Origin of the sequence: Paraburkholderia humisilvae, from assembly GCF_902859855.1 — a bacterium.
GTDB classification, from domain to species: Bacteria; Pseudomonadota; Gammaproteobacteria; order Burkholderiales; family Burkholderiaceae; genus Paraburkholderia; species Paraburkholderia humisilvae.
Map to the genome: position 1 here is coordinate 1 of NZ_CADIKH010000023.1, position 14,926 is coordinate 14,926.

14 protein-coding genes are annotated in these 14,926 nt (G+C 62.5%); 11 read left to right on the forward strand and 3 right to left on the reverse strand.

Features of this window, described 5'->3' with window-relative positions; genetic code table 11:
* From HV796_RS43425 to HV796_RS23060, 3 genes are all read left to right on the forward strand, one after another.
* Positions 1-545, forward strand: a 545-nt coding sequence (locus tag HV796_RS43425; RefSeq protein ID WP_217477983.1) for an RHS repeat-associated core domain-containing protein, incomplete at its 5' end; no start/stop codon positions are given.
* 9 nt (positions 546-554) lie between these two features.
* On the forward strand, positions 555-959 hold the full coding sequence (locus HV796_RS43430) for an RHS repeat-associated core domain-containing protein (RefSeq protein ID WP_217477984.1): 405 nt from the start codon (positions 555-557) through the stop codon (positions 957-959).
* Positions 960-978: 19 nt separating this feature from the next.
* Positions 979-1,458: an Imm50 family immunity protein gene (locus HV796_RS23060; protein ID WP_175228829.1), complete on the forward strand. Its 480-nt coding sequence runs from the start codon at positions 979-981 to the stop codon at positions 1,456-1,458.
* A gap of 59 nt (positions 1,459-1,517) precedes the next feature.
* Here the strand turns inward: HV796_RS23060 and HV796_RS23065 are convergent, their stop codons facing one another.
* Positions 1,518-1,751 (reverse strand): SymE family type I addiction module toxin, encoded by a 234-nt coding sequence (locus HV796_RS23065; RefSeq protein WP_175228830.1) that lies wholly within the window; start codon positions 1,749-1,751, stop codon positions 1,518-1,520.
* Between the two features lie 638 nt (positions 1,752-2,389).
* Between HV796_RS23065 and HV796_RS23070 the strand changes: the two genes are divergently transcribed.
* The 8 genes from HV796_RS23070 (at position 2,390) to HV796_RS23105 (ending at position 13,157) form a co-directional block, all read left to right on the forward strand.
* A complete protein-coding gene (locus HV796_RS23070) occupies positions 2,390-3,307 on the forward strand; it encodes a class I SAM-dependent methyltransferase (RefSeq protein ID WP_175228831.1) in 918 nt (305 codons plus the stop codon).
* Positions 3,308-3,651: 344 nt separating this feature from the next.
* Positions 3,652-3,927 carry a DUF3311 domain-containing protein gene (locus HV796_RS23075; protein ID WP_175228832.1) on the forward strand — a complete coding sequence of 92 codons (276 nt, stop codon included), beginning with the start codon at positions 3,652-3,654 and terminating at the stop codon, positions 3,925-3,927.
* Positions 3,924-5,474 (forward strand): monocarboxylate uptake permease MctP, encoded by a 1,551-nt coding sequence (mctP, locus tag HV796_RS23080; RefSeq protein WP_175228833.1) that lies wholly within the window; start codon positions 3,924-3,926, stop codon positions 5,472-5,474. The genes HV796_RS23075 and mctP overlap by 4 nt, the downstream gene beginning before the upstream one ends.
* Positions 5,475-5,736: 262 nt before the next feature.
* Entirely contained in the window at positions 5,737-7,602 is a 1,866-nt protein-coding gene (locus HV796_RS45455; RefSeq protein ID WP_175228834.1) for a methyl-accepting chemotaxis protein, read from the forward strand.
* Positions 7,603-7,804: 202 nt separating this feature from the next.
* Positions 7,805-8,551, forward strand: a complete 747-nt coding sequence (locus HV796_RS23090; RefSeq protein WP_175228835.1) for a gluconate 2-dehydrogenase subunit 3 family protein — start codon at positions 7,805-7,807, stop codon at positions 8,549-8,551.
* 2 nt (positions 8,552-8,553) lie between these two features.
* On the forward strand, positions 8,554-10,326 hold the full coding sequence (locus HV796_RS23095) for a GMC family oxidoreductase (RefSeq protein WP_175228836.1): 1,773 nt from the start codon (positions 8,554-8,556) through the stop codon (positions 10,324-10,326).
* Complete coding sequence (locus HV796_RS23100) at positions 10,323-11,672, forward strand: c-type cytochrome (protein ID WP_175228837.1); 1,350 nt, start codon at positions 10,323-10,325, stop codon at positions 11,670-11,672. Before HV796_RS23095 ends, HV796_RS23100 begins: the two co-directional genes overlap by 4 nt.
* 315 nt (positions 11,673-11,987) lie before the next feature.
* Positions 11,988-13,157 carry an FUSC family protein gene (locus HV796_RS23105; protein WP_175228838.1) on the forward strand — a complete coding sequence of 390 codons (1,170 nt, stop codon included), beginning with the start codon at positions 11,988-11,990 and terminating at the stop codon, positions 13,155-13,157.
* A gap of 99 nt (positions 13,158-13,256) precedes the next feature.
* On the opposite strand, the gene HV796_RS23110 is transcribed toward HV796_RS23105, so the two are convergent.
* On the reverse strand, positions 13,257-13,688 hold the full coding sequence (locus tag HV796_RS23110; RefSeq protein WP_175228839.1) for a VOC family protein: 432 nt from the start codon (positions 13,686-13,688) through the stop codon (positions 13,257-13,259).
* A 253-nt stretch (positions 13,689-13,941) separates the two neighbouring features.
* Entirely contained in the window at positions 13,942-14,901 is a 960-nt protein-coding gene (gene tal, locus HV796_RS23115) for a transaldolase (protein WP_175228840.1), read from the reverse strand.
* Positions 14,902-14,926 lie beyond the last annotated feature (25 nt).

Below are 14,926 nucleotides of genomic sequence, written 5' to 3' on the forward strand. Positions count from 1 at the left end.
CGCTGAACCAGTACACGGTGGCGGCGGGACGGAGCGCGACGTACGACCTGAACGGCAACCTGACGGGCGACGGGGTGTGGACGTACGCCTATGACCTCGATAACCGGCTGAAAACGGCGAGCCGTGCGGGCACCACTGCGACGCTGGCGTATGACCCGGAAGGGCGGCTGGTGAAGACGACGGTGAACGGCACGGATACCAGCCTGCTGTATGACGGGCAGAACCTGGCGGCGGAATACGGCAGCGCGGGAACGCTGACGCGACGGTATGTGTTCGGGCCTGGGGTGGATGCGCCGCTGGTGCAGTACGAAGGGGCGGGGACCACGTCGAAGAGCTGGCTGTATGCGAACCAGCAGGGCAGCGTGGTGGCGGTGGCCAACAGCACGGGCGCGACGACGGGTGGGGTGGGGTATGGACCGTTCGGAGAGACCGATGGCACATTGCCGACCCGCTTCGGGTACACGGGGCAGCAGTATCTGGCGGCGCTGGGTCTGTACTATTACAAGGCGCGGATGTATTCGCCGGGGTTGGGGAGGTTCCTGTAGACGGATCCGGTGGGGTATCAGGATGATCTGAACTGGTATGCGTATGTGGGGAATAATCCGGTCAATCTGACGGATCCGGGCGGGCTGATTGCGTCGGCGTCGGGGAACTTTGCGAGCAGTTCGGCGGCGGCGCCGGCCACGGCACCGAAGCTTGATACGCCAGCGTTCAGCATGCCTGCGGCGGCAACGAGTTCGGGCGCGATTCAGGTTGCGGCTCGTAATGTTAAATCGACGGGAAATCCGCCTGGTGTTCCTATATTTAATCCAAACGGCCTTGATGTAGATTACATCGACAGCGCCGGCAATTTGTCAGCTCAGTACCATGAAAGTCATGGTGAAGCCCATGGTCACAATTTCTGGGACGGAAAGCGTGACCCGGCCCATCTGCCGATGTCGCCTATACCATATCGGTGAATTGATTTAGGGAGTAGCAATGAACTCATCAGAAAACACATTTGGCTGGGAAATTGCGCGGTACGGAAAATTACTCTTAAACGTGCTCGGTGAATATCCCTCATTTCATGATTCATCAATTCGGAGCTTCTGTATGCGACGAGCGAGGCGTTCCTTGGTTGACGACAAAGGCAGCCCATTGCCGCCGGGGTGTGATAGAGACCTTGTTGATCTGACGCTAGAGATCGCCCACAATCGCTATGGGCCACGACCGTCTGAAGGCAACTCAGATTACCTGGTTACCGTGAATTTACTGAATATCACGACAGGGGAAATCGATATAAACGCGATGTTGGAAGAGGCTTGGATTCGGGACATTAACCTTGTCAAAATGGACGATGGGTTGGTTAGATTTGACCTGAATCCGAACCTTGGCTTGGATCTCGTTGTGACGTGTCATGAAGTTATCGTCGAGTCGATTCAGCCTTATGATCGGGATACGCTTTACCGCGTCGAATAGAGTCAACCTGTTCGAACTGATCGTTGAGAACAAGGGCCGCTGTCGCGGCCCTTCATGTTTCATGCTGGCGTAATGACGAGCCGCTGATGCTCGACGGTGATGCGCACGCGGGAGCGTGGCGCAAAGCCGGCGGTCTCGATCCACCGCCCGGAGAGCTTCATCCACGGATAGAGCGGCGGTTCCCTGCGCGGATGGAAGGGCGTGCGCGCCGGTTTCTGGTATCGCCATGACTGCTGGATGGTGACAAAGCGTTCGGTGACGGGTGGACGTGCCTTATGATGGGCGTTAGCCATGATCAACTCCTTGAGTGAGCTGGTGGTGGTCAGCGGGCCGTATGGGTTGCCGCCCATGCGGTCCGCGCTTTTACTGCGGTACTTCCCCTTCCTTCCTTTACCGGCTTGCGCCGGGGCTGCGTCGTGCGGCGGTCTTCCTGGCGGCGGGTGCCGGTCGTGCTGAATCCCATCGCCTCGTCTGGTACTTGATGATGAGGCTCTCGACGACTTCCCTGATGACGGCGCGCTCGTCGTCGGAGAGCTGCTGGACGGCCTCGAACTGCAGGGCGAGGTCATCGGAAGGCAGACGTTCTCCCTCCTCAAAAAGTAGCCAGTCGGTCGTGATGGCGAAGGTGACCTGCCCGGTTTTCTAAGGCCACTCGGTTCTAGCAATAACGGCCACACGCCGCAATCCGTATCGTTCAGTGAAAGTCACGCGACGTCGCGCGGCGGATTCGTGTCGGCACTCGGCGGTGGAGGGGACGGCGGCGGTGGAAATGGCGGCGGAGGCGGGCATGGATCCGGCGGCGGATTCCCTGAACCTTCTTGAGCTACAGGATTTGCCCCGCACGATGCATCGTTAGCCTCTTGCCCGCCCCGCCAATGCTATCCTCTCATCCGCCTCAACCCCTCCGCGCCTTCACGCGCACTCCCCATCAATGACGAAACTGATCAAACGCGCTTCCGCCGAAGCGCGTGCCTTCCGCCACAACCGCGACGACGCGCACGCGTCGCGCCAAAAGCTGCATCGCAAGAACCGCCACGCATCGAGCATCGAAGACTATCCGGAAGACGCCCCGCAAATCGAAGCCCTGCGCAAACCCCGTTTCGCCCCCGTTACCTTCTCGGAAGAAAGCGGCGTGCGCTATCTGCACTTCGGCACGGAATGGGTGCAGGGCGCGATGCGTCTTCGCAAACCCGATCATCTCGAACTCGAATACGCGCAACAGATGATGGCGTGGCTTCTGTTCCTCGAAACTCCGGCGCGCATCGTGCAACTGGGCCTCGGTTCGGCCGCGCTCACCAAATTTGCGCATCGTTTCCTCAAGCGCGCGAAAGTCGAAGCAATCGAACTGAACCCTGCAGTGGTCGTCGCGGCCCGCACGATGTTCGAACTGCCGCCCGACGACGCGCGGCTCAGCGTGCATGAAGCCGATGCGTGGGACTTCGTCAACGACCGCGCGAATCACGGCACGATCGGTGTGATGCAAATCGATGTGTACGATGCCACCGCGCGCGGCCCGGTGCTCGACAGCGTCGCGTTCTATCGCGCAGTGCGCGCATGTCTGACACACGCGGGCATCGCGACGATCAACCTGTTCGGTGACCATCCGAGCTTCGTGCGCAATATGAAGCGTCTGAACGAAGCATTCGACAGCCGTGTGGTTGCATTGCCCGAAGTGCACGAGGGCAATCGCATTGCCATCGCGTTTTCGGGGCCGCCGCTTCAGGTGCCGTTCGCGATGCTGCAGCAGCGCGCGAAGCTGATCGAAAAGACACTCGGCCTGCCCGCGCGCCAATGGCTGAAAGGGCTGCAAGCATCGACCGGACAGAACGGCGCGGCATTTACGATCTGAACGGCCTCCGAAAGGTTCAGCGACGGGCGGGTCCAGATGCAACGACTCGGCCCGCTCGCACGCTATCTTTCCTTACGCAGCCTCGCTTGACTGCTCGTTTGGCACTAGCCCGCTGACTAATGAGCGTCAACGCTCCGGGTCCTCCCGGCTTGACCGGTTATTCAACGCTCCTATACTCTTTCGATGCTTTCGGGGCGCCCGCAGGCGGGCCGCCCGCGCTTAGCCTCGCGGACCATCGCCCGTCGAACGCGGGCCACATCACAATTTAAAAGCAACGACGTTGCATGGGACCCGAGTCAGCGCTCAAGCGCTCATTTGGGGCGACCAATAAAAGAGGAGACGTCATGGCTCACGACGCCGACGCCAAAGCCAAAACAAACACCGTACCCAATGCCAATCAGTCCAGCAAACACTGGCTGTGGCTTCTATTGCTTCCCTGGATCGCGATGATCTGGGTGCCGTCCTACAACAGGATCGAACCGCAGCTGTTCGACTTTCCGTTCTTCTACTGGTACCAGTTGCTGTGGGTGTTGATTAGCGCAGTCATCACGGCGCTCGTCTACTTCAAGACAAAAACGAAAACGAAAGCGAAGTCGCGTTCGCCAGGAGATGCACGATGAATGCGATCGCAACCTTCGTCTTTGTGCTGTTCTTTATCGGCGTGACGATACTCGGTTTTATCGCTGCTCACTGGCGCCGCGGCGATCTCGCGCATCTCGAAGAGTGGGGCCTTGGTGGCCGGCGCTTCGGCACGATCGTCACGTGGTTTCTGCTGGGCGGCGATCTCTACACCGCCTATACGTTCGTTGCGGTGCCCGCGCTCGTGTTCGGCGCTGGCGCGACCGGCTTTTTTGCATTGCCTTACACGATCCTGATCTACCCGTTCGCGTTCGTCGTATTCCCGAAACTGTGGACCATCGCAAAACGCCACGGCTATGTGACGTCCGCCGACTTCGTCAACGCACGATACGGCAGCCGCATGCTCGCGCTGGCAGTGGCGCTCACCGGTATCGTCGCGACGATGCCATATATCGCGCTGCAACTGGTCGGCATCGAAGTGGTGATCGGCGCGCTCGGCTTCGATACGACCGGCTTCGTCGGTGACTTGCCGTTGATCATCGCGTTTGCGATTCTTGCCGCCTATACGTACACGTCGGGACTGCGCGCGCCGGCGATGATCGCGGTCGTCAAGGACGTGCTGATCTACATCACGATCGCCGCTGCGATTATCTGGATTCCGCCGCAGCTGGGCGGCTTCGGCCATATCTTCGGCGCGGTGCCGCCCGAGAAACTGCTGTTGAAGTCGCCTGACGTGTCGAGCCTGAACGGCTACAGCGCCTACGCGACCCTCGCGGTCGGCTCTGCGCTCGCGCTGTTCCTGTATCCGCACTCGGTTACCGCGATACTGTCTTCGGCATCGGGCAATACGATCCGCCGCAACATGGCGATGCTGCCCGCGTACTCGCTGGTGCTGGGTCTGCTCGCGCTGCTCGGCTTTATGGCGCTCGCGGCGGGCGTGAAGGACATGCCCGAGTTCGCGCCGTACTTCAAGGCGTTCGGCCCGAACTTCGCGGTGCCCGCGTTGTTCCTGCACTTCTTCCCGTCGTGGTTCGTCGGTGTCGCGTTTGCGGCGATCGGCATTGGCGCGCTGGTGCCGGCGGCGATCATGTCGATCGCGGCGGCCAATCTGTACACGCGCAATATCCATAAGGAGTTCGTGAATCGCAACATGACTCACGAGCAGGAGACGAATATCGCGAAGCTCGTTTCGCTGATCGTCAAGGTGGGCGCGGTCGCGTTTATTCTCGGTCTGCCGCTTACGTATGCGATTCAGCTGCAACTGCTTGGCGGGATCTGGATCATCCAGACACTGCCGGCCATCGTGCTGGGCCTCTATACGCGCGTGCTCGACTACCGCGGCCTGTTGCTGGGCTGGGCGGTCGGTATTGCGACCGGCACATGGATGGCGGTCTCGCTGAAGCTGGCCAGCTCGATCTTCACGATTCATATCGGCGGGCTCGCGATTCCGGGTTATGCGGCGGTGTGGTCGCTGATCGTGAATCTCGTCGTGTCGGTGCTGGTCAGCGTGCTGGTGCGCGCGTTCGGCATGAAGGGCGCCGAAGACCGCACCCGGCCCGAAGACTATCTGGACCCTGTCGAAGGATAAGGTTTCGCGCTAACACTCCGCCCGGACGCGAACCAAACACAGGAAGCCCGCAGCGTTTGCTGCGGGCTTTTTCAATTGCATTGCGCGATGCCTGGCATCGGCCTTATTGGGCAATTCGCAAACAAAATTAAAACGTCAACCATACATTTATATTTCATTTAACGCGTTTTCTCATACTCTGAAGCATTTGCTAAAGAAATTACCCTATGCGCCGTAAATAGTAGCGTTGCAGAAATAGATATCAGGCCTCGGGGAATAGCTAATGCGTATTTCGATCAAATTGCGCCTTGCACTCGCAATGGCGCTGCTTTCGGTGCTTTTGCTCGTCATTGGCGGCTTGGGCATCGCGGGGATGACCAGCAGTAACGACGCCAATCGCGATACCTACAGCGACCAGTTGCCGAGTGCGACCTATATCGGCGATGCGGAAATCGACTTGCAGCGCGAACGTTCGGCGCTGTTTCGTGCGGCGCTGAACCCGAGCGCACCGGATTTGCGCGGCATCATTACCCATTCGCGCGACTACCGCACCGAAGCGCGCGCGGCACTCGACAACTACATGAAGTTGCCGCGCACGCCTGAAGAAGACCAGCTTGCGCGCGACGTGCTTCAGAAGCGCACGGCGATGGACGACGGGCTCGATGCGTTCGGCAATGCGCTGCTCGGTGGCGACGGCGCGCAGATCATGAAGGCGACGCTATCGAACAACGACCTGTACGCGGCGTACCACGACGCAAGCGCGAAGCTGAGGGCGTATCAGTACTCGGCGGCCAAGGAAAACTTCACCGCGCAAGAGCACACGTTTGCGTTGTTCCGGATCATCACGTTGGTCGCCATGGCGCTCGGGGTGATCACCGCGAGCGGCAGCTTCGTGAGCCTGCGTGGCGCGATCTCGCATCCGCTTGTCGATGCGTTGTCGCATTTCGACCAGATCGCGCAAGGTGATCTGACGCGCTCGATTCGCTTGAAGTCGCGCGATGAAATGGGCCTGCTGATGCAAGGCATCGCGAACATGCAGGAGCGTCTGCTGCAGACCGTGCGCAATGTGCGCAACGGCAGCGAAGCAATTGCGACCGCGACGCGGCAGATGGCGGCCGGCAACGTCGACCTGTCCGCGCGCACCGAACAGCAGGCCGCTTCGCTGCAGGAAACCGCGGCGAGCATGGAAGAGCTGACGTCGACGGTCAAGCACAATGCGGACAACGCGCAGCAGGCGAGCCAGCTGGCGGCGACCGCGCGGCATGTCACGGTGGAAGGCAATCAGATCGTCAGCCAGGTCGTCGACACGATGAACGGCATCGGCGACAGCTCCGGCAAGATCGCCGAAATCACCAGCATCATCGAAGGTATTGCGTTTCAGACCAATATTCTTGCATTGAACGCGGCAGTCGAAGCAGCGCGCGCCGGCGAAAACGGCCGCGGCTTTGCCGTGGTCGCGGCGGAAGTGCGTTCACTCGCGCAACGCTCGAGCTCGGCCGCGAAGGAGATCAAGGATCTGATCGGCACGTCGGTCGATCGCGTACGCACGGGCACTGAGCTTGTCGCGCGCGCGGGCAGTACGATGCAGCAGATCAGCCAGTCGATCGAACGCGTGCATGACATCGTCGGCGAGATTGCGGCCGCGTCGCACGAGCAGAGCCGCGGCATCGAACAGGTGAACCAGGCGATTTCGCAAATGGATCATGTCACGCAGCAGAACGCGGCGCTGGTCGAAGAGGCGGCCGCGGCGGCGGCTTCGCTCGAAGATCAGGCGAGCAATCTGCGCGCGGCGGTGGTGAGCTTCAAGGTCGAGCAGGGCGGCGACACGGGCGCGCTTGCGACGCAGCGCGTAGCGCGTCCGGCTGTGGCGCCGACGCGCTCCGCAACGTCGGCAATGTCGCCTACGTTCGCAACGTCCTCTCCGTCCTCTCCGTCCTCTCCGACCGTTACGTCCGTTACGTCCGTTACGTCCGTTACGTCCGCCACGACGCCGGTCCGCGCCGCGCGGCGCGTGGTTCCGGCCGGCGCTGCGACGGCCGTCGGCTCCGCCGAAGCGGCGAGCACTTTCGCTGCACCTGCCATCGAGCTTGCTGCCCAACCTGTGGCACGCGCGCCGGCAGCGGCCGACCAGGACTGGACCGCCTTCTAGCCGCACGCGCGGCGCGCGAGCAACGGCGGTATTGCATCCGTCATCAGGCGCGACAGGTCCGCGCCTGATTCCAGCGCCGGATCCCGGCGCCTGGTTCAAACCGCTTCGCTCAAACCGCTTCGCTCAAACCGCTTCGTTCAACATCACGCAACGGTAAAACGCCGGTGCGCTATCCCCGCCATTTGACGACCCACGCTATCCGATGAAAAACGACGACCAGCCGCGCAGAAAATTTTTGCGCCAGGTATTCACCATTCTTCCCGCCACGGCGATCGCCCCTGTGATCGTCACGCAGGAAGGTTGCACCCATTCGCAAGCGTCGGACACCGCAAGCACGGCAGCGACCGTCGTGGCCGCCACCACCGCGGCGAAGTACGCGCCGGTCTTTTTCACCACGACGGAATGGGACTTCATTCATGCGGCCGTCGAAGAACTGATTCCCGCGGATCACACCGGTGCAGGCGCACGCGAAGCCGGCGTGCCCGAATTCATCGACCGGCAGATGGAAACGCCATACGGTCATGGGCGGCTCTGGTACATGCAGGGGCCATTCCATCCGGAGGTGGCGCCCGAACTCGGCTATCAACTCGGTCTCGTGCCGCGCGACGTCTACCGGCACGGCATCGAAGCATGCAACGCGGCATGTGTGCGTGACCACGGCAAGGTGTTTGCCGAATTGCCCCGCGAAACACGGGTGCTGGTACTCGAACAGCTCGAGGCAGGCAAGCTGCATCTCGATGCGGTGCCGCCGAAGCTCTTCTTCAGCACGCTGCTGCAGAACACGAAGGAGGGTTATTTCGCCGACCCGATGTATGGCGGCAACAAGGGCATGTCCGGCTGGAAGATGATCGGCTTTCCCGGCGCCCGCGCCGACTTCGCGGATTGGGTCGAGCAGCCGGGCGCGAAGTACCCGCTCGGTCCGGTATCGATTCTCGGGGAGCAGGCATAACGATGGCGATCAAAAAAGACAAAGTCGATGCGGTGATGGTCGGGTTCGGCTGGACCGGCGCGATCATGGCGATGGAAATGGCCGAAGAGGGGCTGAACGTGCTCGCGCTCGAGCGCGGCGAGATGCAGGACACCGCGAACACCGCGAAATACCCGAATATCGCGGACGAACTGGCGTACGCGATTCGCGGCAAGCTGTATCAGGATCTGTCGAAAGAAACGCTCACCTTCCGTCATGCGCCGGACGGGCTGGCGGTGCCGTACCGGCAGCACGGCGCGATGCTGCTCGGCAATGGCGTGGGCGGCGCCGGGTTCCACTGGAACGGACTCACGTGGCGGCCGCAGGCGTCGGACCTGCAATTGCGCAGCCACTATGAGCAGCGCTACGGCCGCGCGTTCATTCCGGACGACATGACCATTCAGGACTTCGGCGTCGCCTATGACGACCTCGAGCCGTATTTCACGCGTTTCGAAGAAGTCGCCGGTATCTCGGGCAAGGCGGGCAATCTGAACGGCACGATCGTCGCGGGCGGCAACCGTTACGAGTCGTGGCGCAGCAAGGAGTATCCGACGCCCGCGCTGAAAGACATCTACGGCGCGCAGCTGTTTGCGCGCGCTGCGCGCGAGCTGGGCTATGAGCCGTTCCCGATTCCCGCGGCCAACGTGTCGACGCCGTATACGAACCCGTACGGCGTGCGCCTTGGCCCGTGCAATTTCTGCGGCTTCTGCGAAGACTTCGGCTGCTATATGTATTCGAAGTCGTCGCCGCAGACCGCGATCCATCCGGCGTTGTTCCGGAAGAAGAACTTCGAATTGCGCACGCGCTGCCAGGTGCTGCGCGTCAATCGCGATGCGAGCGGCAAGGTCGCGACCGGCGTTACGTATATCGACGCGCAAGGGCGCGAGATCGAGCAGCCGGCCGACATCGTGTTCCTGAGCGCGTTCCAGATGCACAACGTGAGGTTGTTGCTGCTGTCCGGCATTGGGCAGCCGTACGATCCGGCGACCGGTGAAGGCGTTGTCGGCCGCAACTTCGCGTATCAGATGAACGGCGGCGTCAATGCGTTCCTGCCGGAAGGGACGCAGCTCAATCCGTTTATCGGCGCGGGGGCGGCCGGTCAGGCGATCGACGACTTCAACGGCGATGTGTTCGATCACGGGCCGCTCGGCTTCATCGGCGGCGCCAATGTTCGCCATATGCGTACCGGCGCGCGGCCGATCGGTCAGGCGAGCGTGCCGAAGGGCACGAAGGCCTGGGGCAGCGGCTGGAAGGCGGCTGTTCAGGACAGCTATCAACGGACGATGACGGTCGTTGCGCAAGGGTCGGTGATGTCCTATCGCGACAACTATCTGAGTCTCGATCCGAACTACAAGGACGCGTACGGCCAGCCGCTGTTGCGCGTGACGTTCGACTGGCACGACAACGAGCTGAAGATGACGCAGTACACGGTCGCGCAGGCCGAACGCATCGCGCGCGTGCTGACCGATCACGTCGACGTGAACGCGCGCCAAGCGGGCTCGCACTTCGACACGCGTGTCTATCAGAGCACCCATACGACCGGCGGCGCGGTGATGGGCGCCGATCCGAAGACGAGCGTGGTGAACCGTTATCTGCAGAGCTGGGACGTGCACAACGTGTTCGTGCTCGGCGCTTGCGCGTTCCCGCAGAACTTCGGCTACAACCCGACCGGGCTGGTCGGTGCGCTTAGCTACTGGTCAGCGCGCGCGATCCGCGACCAGTATTTGAAGAACCCCGGCCCGATGGTGCAAGCATGAGAAACGCGCTCACGAAACTTCGTTCCCGCGCGGCGGTGGCTGTTGCATTCACGTTGCTTGCCGGCGCCAGCGCGGCGGCATCGGCGGCATCGGCGGCATCGGCGGCATCGGCGGCGGCGTCGAACGGCGCGCGTGAGCGCGCCGACGATGTCGCGCTGATCAAGCGCGGCGAATACCTTGCTCGCGTCGGCGACTGCGTCGCGTGCCATACCGCGAAGAACGGCAAGCCGTTCGCGGGCGGTCTGGCGCTGCAGACGCCGATCGGCACCGTCTACTCGACCAACATCACGCCGGACCCCGAAACCGGGATTGGCACCTACACGTATACGGATTTCGATCACGCGCTGCGGCATGGCACATCGAAGGCCGGCTATACGCTGTATCCGGCGATGCCGTTTCCGTCGTATGCGCACATCCAGCCGGACGACGTGAAAGCGCTGTACGCGTACTTCATGCACGGTGTCGCGGCCGTTCATCAGCCGCGCACGCCGAACGGCATCCGCTGGCCGCTGTCGATGCGCTGGCCGCTCGCGCTGTGGCGCATCGCGTTCGCGCCCGGGGTTGCCGCCGGCACGAATGCGCAGGCCGCGGATGGCGCGACGATGTCGCTCGAGCGCGGACGATATCTCGTCGAGGGGCTCGGGCACTGTGGCGCGTGTCATACGTCGCGCGGCACGCTGCTGCAGGAACAGGCGCTCACCGACGGCAGCAGCGCGGCGTTTCTGCAGGGCGGTGTGGTCGAGCAATGGTTCGCGAATAATCTGCGTGACGACCGCGTGGACGGACTTGGCGAATGGAGCCGCGACGAGATCGTCGCGTTCCTGAAAGCGGGCCGCAATGCGCACTCGGCCGCGTTCGGCGGGATGCGTGAGGTCGTGCTCGACAGCACGCAATACATGAGCGAGTCGGACCTGAACTCGATCGCCGCGTATCTGCAGTCGCTTGCGCCGGCGCGGCAGCAGGCGGCACTCGTGTACTCGAACACCGCGGCGCTCGCGCTGCACGCGGGGCAGACCAACGTACCCGGTGCGCGGACCTTCCTCGATAACTGCGCGGCTTGCCACCGCTCGGACGGCAAGGGTTACGAAGGCGTATTCCCGCGGCTTGCGCTGAGTTCGACGGTGAATGCGCAGGATCCGACTTCGCTGGTGAGCCTCGTGCTGCACGGCGCGTCGATGCCGGGCACCGCGAGTGCGCAGACGGTGTTCGCGATGCCCGCGTTCGGTCAGCGTCTGAACGATCAGCAGGTCGCGGATGTCGTCACGTTTATCCGCGGCGCGTGGGGCAATCAGGCGCTGGCGGTCGACGCCGACACCGTGCGGCGCATTCGCAGAAGCAGCCCGTGATCCGATGCGCGTCGCATGCGACGCCGCGTCACCTGGGAAGCGTTCGCCGATGCGGTGACGCTGTGCCGTGCGCGGCTTTCCCGGCGCCGCCCGCGTCATTGCCCGCAGTGGCGGCGGGCTTGCTTTCAGACAATTGCCCGACTGTGCGTCCCGATTACGTCCCGATTGCGTCTCTGTTGCGTCCCGCTTGCGTCTGCGTCGCGCGCTGGGCGATTTTCTTTGTTCGCGCACTGTCCGACCGCTAGCGAGGTGCGCGATACTGCGCAAAGCATGCACTGACGTGAACTCCCGGATTCGAACGACTGCGAGGCGACCATGGCGCTGGACGATTCGGAACACGCGGCCGGCGGCCCGGCCATCGCGCAAGGCGGGCGCCGCCGCTCGGCCGTCACACGTCTGATGCGCACGCTGACGTCGCCGTACTACCGCTATCGGAACGCGAAGGTGCTGCACGGGTTACGCGTAGGCGCCGCGATGATCGTGGCGATCGCGGTCATACACGCGACCGACTTGCCGCACGGCATCTGGGCGCCGATCACCGTGCTGATCGTGATCGGCGGTTTGCAGCATCACGGCAATATCCGGCGCAAGGCGCTGGAACGGACCATCGGCACGCTGCTCGGCGCGGCGATCGGTCTTGCGCTGATCGTCCAGCACAGCCTGTTCGATTCGATCGTGCTGACGGCGCTGTGCATGTCGGTAGTGGCGGGGATCTGCGCGGCATTTGCGATCGGCTCGTACGGCTACATGGCGCTGCTGACCGCGATCACGATGTGCATTGTCGGCGGTCTCGGTGACAACCAGGTGGTCGATGGCCTGTGGCGGGCGGCCGACGTCGCCATCGGCATCGTGATCGCGCTCGCCTTTTCGTTTGCGCTGCCGCTACACGCGACCTACACGTGGCGCTATCAGCTTTCCGACAATCTGCGCGACTGCGCGCGCATCTACACGCGCATGGCGCATGGCGACTGGCTGTCCGCCGAAGAACAGGACGCGACGTTTCTGCGCATGGCGCGGCGCCTTGTGCAACTGCGCGCGGTGATGCCGTGGGTCGCGAAGGAGATCGAAGTCGCGCCGGCGCGACTCGATCAGATCCAGCAACTGCACCGGATGTTGCTCAGTACGCTGGAGATCATGTCGAACGGCGTACTGACGCGCGCCGATCCGGCGATGCGCGCCGGGTTTGCCGGCCAGTGCGGCCGGGACGCGTCCGCGGTGCGCGCGGTGCTGCTCGAACTGGCGCGCGCACTGCGATTTACAAATGTGCCGCACTTCAGGATGCCGGACGCATTGTCGTCCGCGCTGCAGGACCGCGACGCGGTCGCGAACGCGGCGCCGGAGTTGCAGGGCCCCTGCTGGTTGAACGAGCGTGTCGTGGAGCAGGTCGAGCGTCTGCGCGCGCTGCTCGTCGAAACCGAACCGGCATGGAATATCGAGCGGCGCACGCGCATCGCGCATCGTCGCGAAAGTCAGGAGCAGCATTGATGTGGCCGCGCATCGTGCGCCGATGCGCGACTGAGGCTTGCCGGCCCAGCGAGCCGCTGATGCAAGCCGCTGGCCCGCGGTGAGGGCAGGCGCGGCGACCTAGTCCTTGTGGCCTGCGTGGTGCGGACTCGTCACCATCCATAGAATCCCAAAGCGGTCGACGGCCATCCCGAAACCCTCGCTCCAGAAAGTTGGCTGCCACGGCATCATCACATTGCCACCGGCGCTGAGCGCATTGAACAGCCTCTGCGCGGACGCGGTGTCGTCGCCGGTGAGCGACAGCGCAAAACCGCTCGGCGCATCCTTTCCCGGTTCGCAATCGCCATCGGACCCCATGAGTTCCGTCGTGCCGATGCGGAACGTGCAATGCATGATCTTGTCTTCAGTGCCGGGCTTGATCGGGCGTTCGGGGTTCGGCGGCGCTTCCTTGAAATATTTCTGCATCAGCACTTCGGCGCCGAGTTTCTCGCGGTAGAACTTGAGCGCTTCTTCGCAGCGGCCGTTAAAGAACAGGTAAGGCTGGACTAGCATTGTTGTCTCCCATGCAAAGCAGTCTGGTTGTCGTGTTGAACAGCGTGTCGCGGTCGAAACACAAGCTATGCCGACGATTCTAGTCGGCACGGCTCGCCAGTCTGTGAAAGTTTGTTGGCACAGCGTTCGACGCGCGCATGATGCATAAAAACAAACGGCGCGTGCTGCAGTGATGCCGCACGCGCCGTTCCAGCTTTCAGCCTATGCAACCGGCAGATGCGACGAATCTGAGCGTCGTTAGCCGGCTTGCCTGTTACTTCGAACGCAGCGATTCGATCAGCTTTTCGAGCTTGACCGCATCGGCCGCGAACACGCGAATGCCTTCCGACAGCTTTTCGGTGGCCATCGCTTCGTCGTTGACGAGGAAGCGGAACGACGGCTCGTCGACCGGCACACGAGCGATTTCCGCATTCTTGCTCGCCTCGGGCGACAGCTTGCGTTCGACCTTGTCCGTGCTGTCCTGCAGCTTTTGCAGCAGATCCGGGCTGATCGTCAGCAGATCGCAGCCGGCCAGTTCGAGAATCTGGCTCGGCGTGCGGAAGCTCGCGCCCATCACTTCGGTCGGGTGACCGAACTTCTTGTAGTACGCGTAAATGCGGCGCACGGATTGCACGCCCGGGTCGTTCGCGCCACCGTCGCGCGCTTCGTCCCAGTTGCTGCCGGCGTTTTTCTTGTACCAGTCGTAGATGCGGCCGACGAACGGCGAGATTAGCTGCGCGCCCGCTTCAGCCGCGGCGGCGGCCTGCGCAAGCGAGAACAGCAGCGTCATGTTGCATCGGATACCTTCTTTTTGCAGCACTTCCGCCGCGCGGATGCCTTCCCACGTCGACGCGAGCTTGATCAGCACGCGTTCGCGCTCGATGCCGGCGTCCTTGTAGTGCTTGATCAGTTCACGTCCTTTGTCGATCGACGCCTTCGTGTTGAACGACAGCCGTGCATCGACTTCGGTCGACACGCGGCCCGGCACGATCTTCAGAATTTCGGTGCCGAACGCGATCAGCAGATGGTCGATGATCTCACCGACCGGCTTCGACGCATGGTCGCGCACGGTTTTTTCGAGCAGAGGCTTGTAGTCGTCCTTCTGCACGGCCTTCAGCACGAGCGACGGGTTGGTGGTCGCGTCGCGCGGCTTGTACTGGGCGAGTTGCTGGAAATCGCCGGTGTCGGCGACGACAGTCGTGAATTGCTTGAGTTGATCGAGTGCAGTAGTCATGTCGAGCCTTTGAGGCGCGTACGCG

Excerpts from the sequence above, each read along its gene's own strand:
- HV796_RS23060 (WP_175228829.1), top strand. The coding sequence starts at position 979 with ATGAACTCATCAGAAAACACATTTGGCTGGGAAATTGCGCGGTACGGA.
- HV796_RS23065 (WP_175228830.1), bottom strand. The coding sequence starts at position 1,751 with ATGGCTAACGCCCATCATAAGGCACGTCCACCCGTCACCGAACGCTTT.
- HV796_RS23070 (WP_175228831.1), top strand. The coding sequence starts at position 2,390 with ATGACGAAACTGATCAAACGCGCTTCCGCCGAAGCGCGTGCCTTCCGC.
- HV796_RS23075 (WP_175228832.1), top strand. The coding sequence starts at position 3,652 with ATGGCTCACGACGCCGACGCCAAAGCCAAAACAAACACCGTACCCAAT.
- mctP (WP_175228833.1), top strand. The coding sequence starts at position 3,924 with ATGAATGCGATCGCAACCTTCGTCTTTGTGCTGTTCTTTATCGGCGTG.
- HV796_RS45455 (WP_175228834.1), top strand. The coding sequence starts at position 5,737 with ATGCGTATTTCGATCAAATTGCGCCTTGCACTCGCAATGGCGCTGCTT.
- HV796_RS23090 (WP_175228835.1), top strand. The coding sequence starts at position 7,805 with ATGAAAAACGACGACCAGCCGCGCAGAAAATTTTTGCGCCAGGTATTC.
- HV796_RS23095 (WP_175228836.1), top strand. The coding sequence starts at position 8,554 with ATGGCGATCAAAAAAGACAAAGTCGATGCGGTGATGGTCGGGTTCGGC.
- HV796_RS23100 (WP_175228837.1), top strand. The coding sequence starts at position 10,323 with ATGAGAAACGCGCTCACGAAACTTCGTTCCCGCGCGGCGGTGGCTGTT.
- HV796_RS23105 (WP_175228838.1), top strand. The coding sequence starts at position 11,988 with ATGGCGCTGGACGATTCGGAACACGCGGCCGGCGGCCCGGCCATCGCG.
- HV796_RS23110 (WP_175228839.1), bottom strand. The coding sequence starts at position 13,688 with ATGCTAGTCCAGCCTTACCTGTTCTTTAACGGCCGCTGCGAAGAAGCG.
- tal (WP_175228840.1), bottom strand. The coding sequence starts at position 14,901 with ATGACTACTGCACTCGATCAACTCAAGCAATTCACGACTGTCGTCGCC.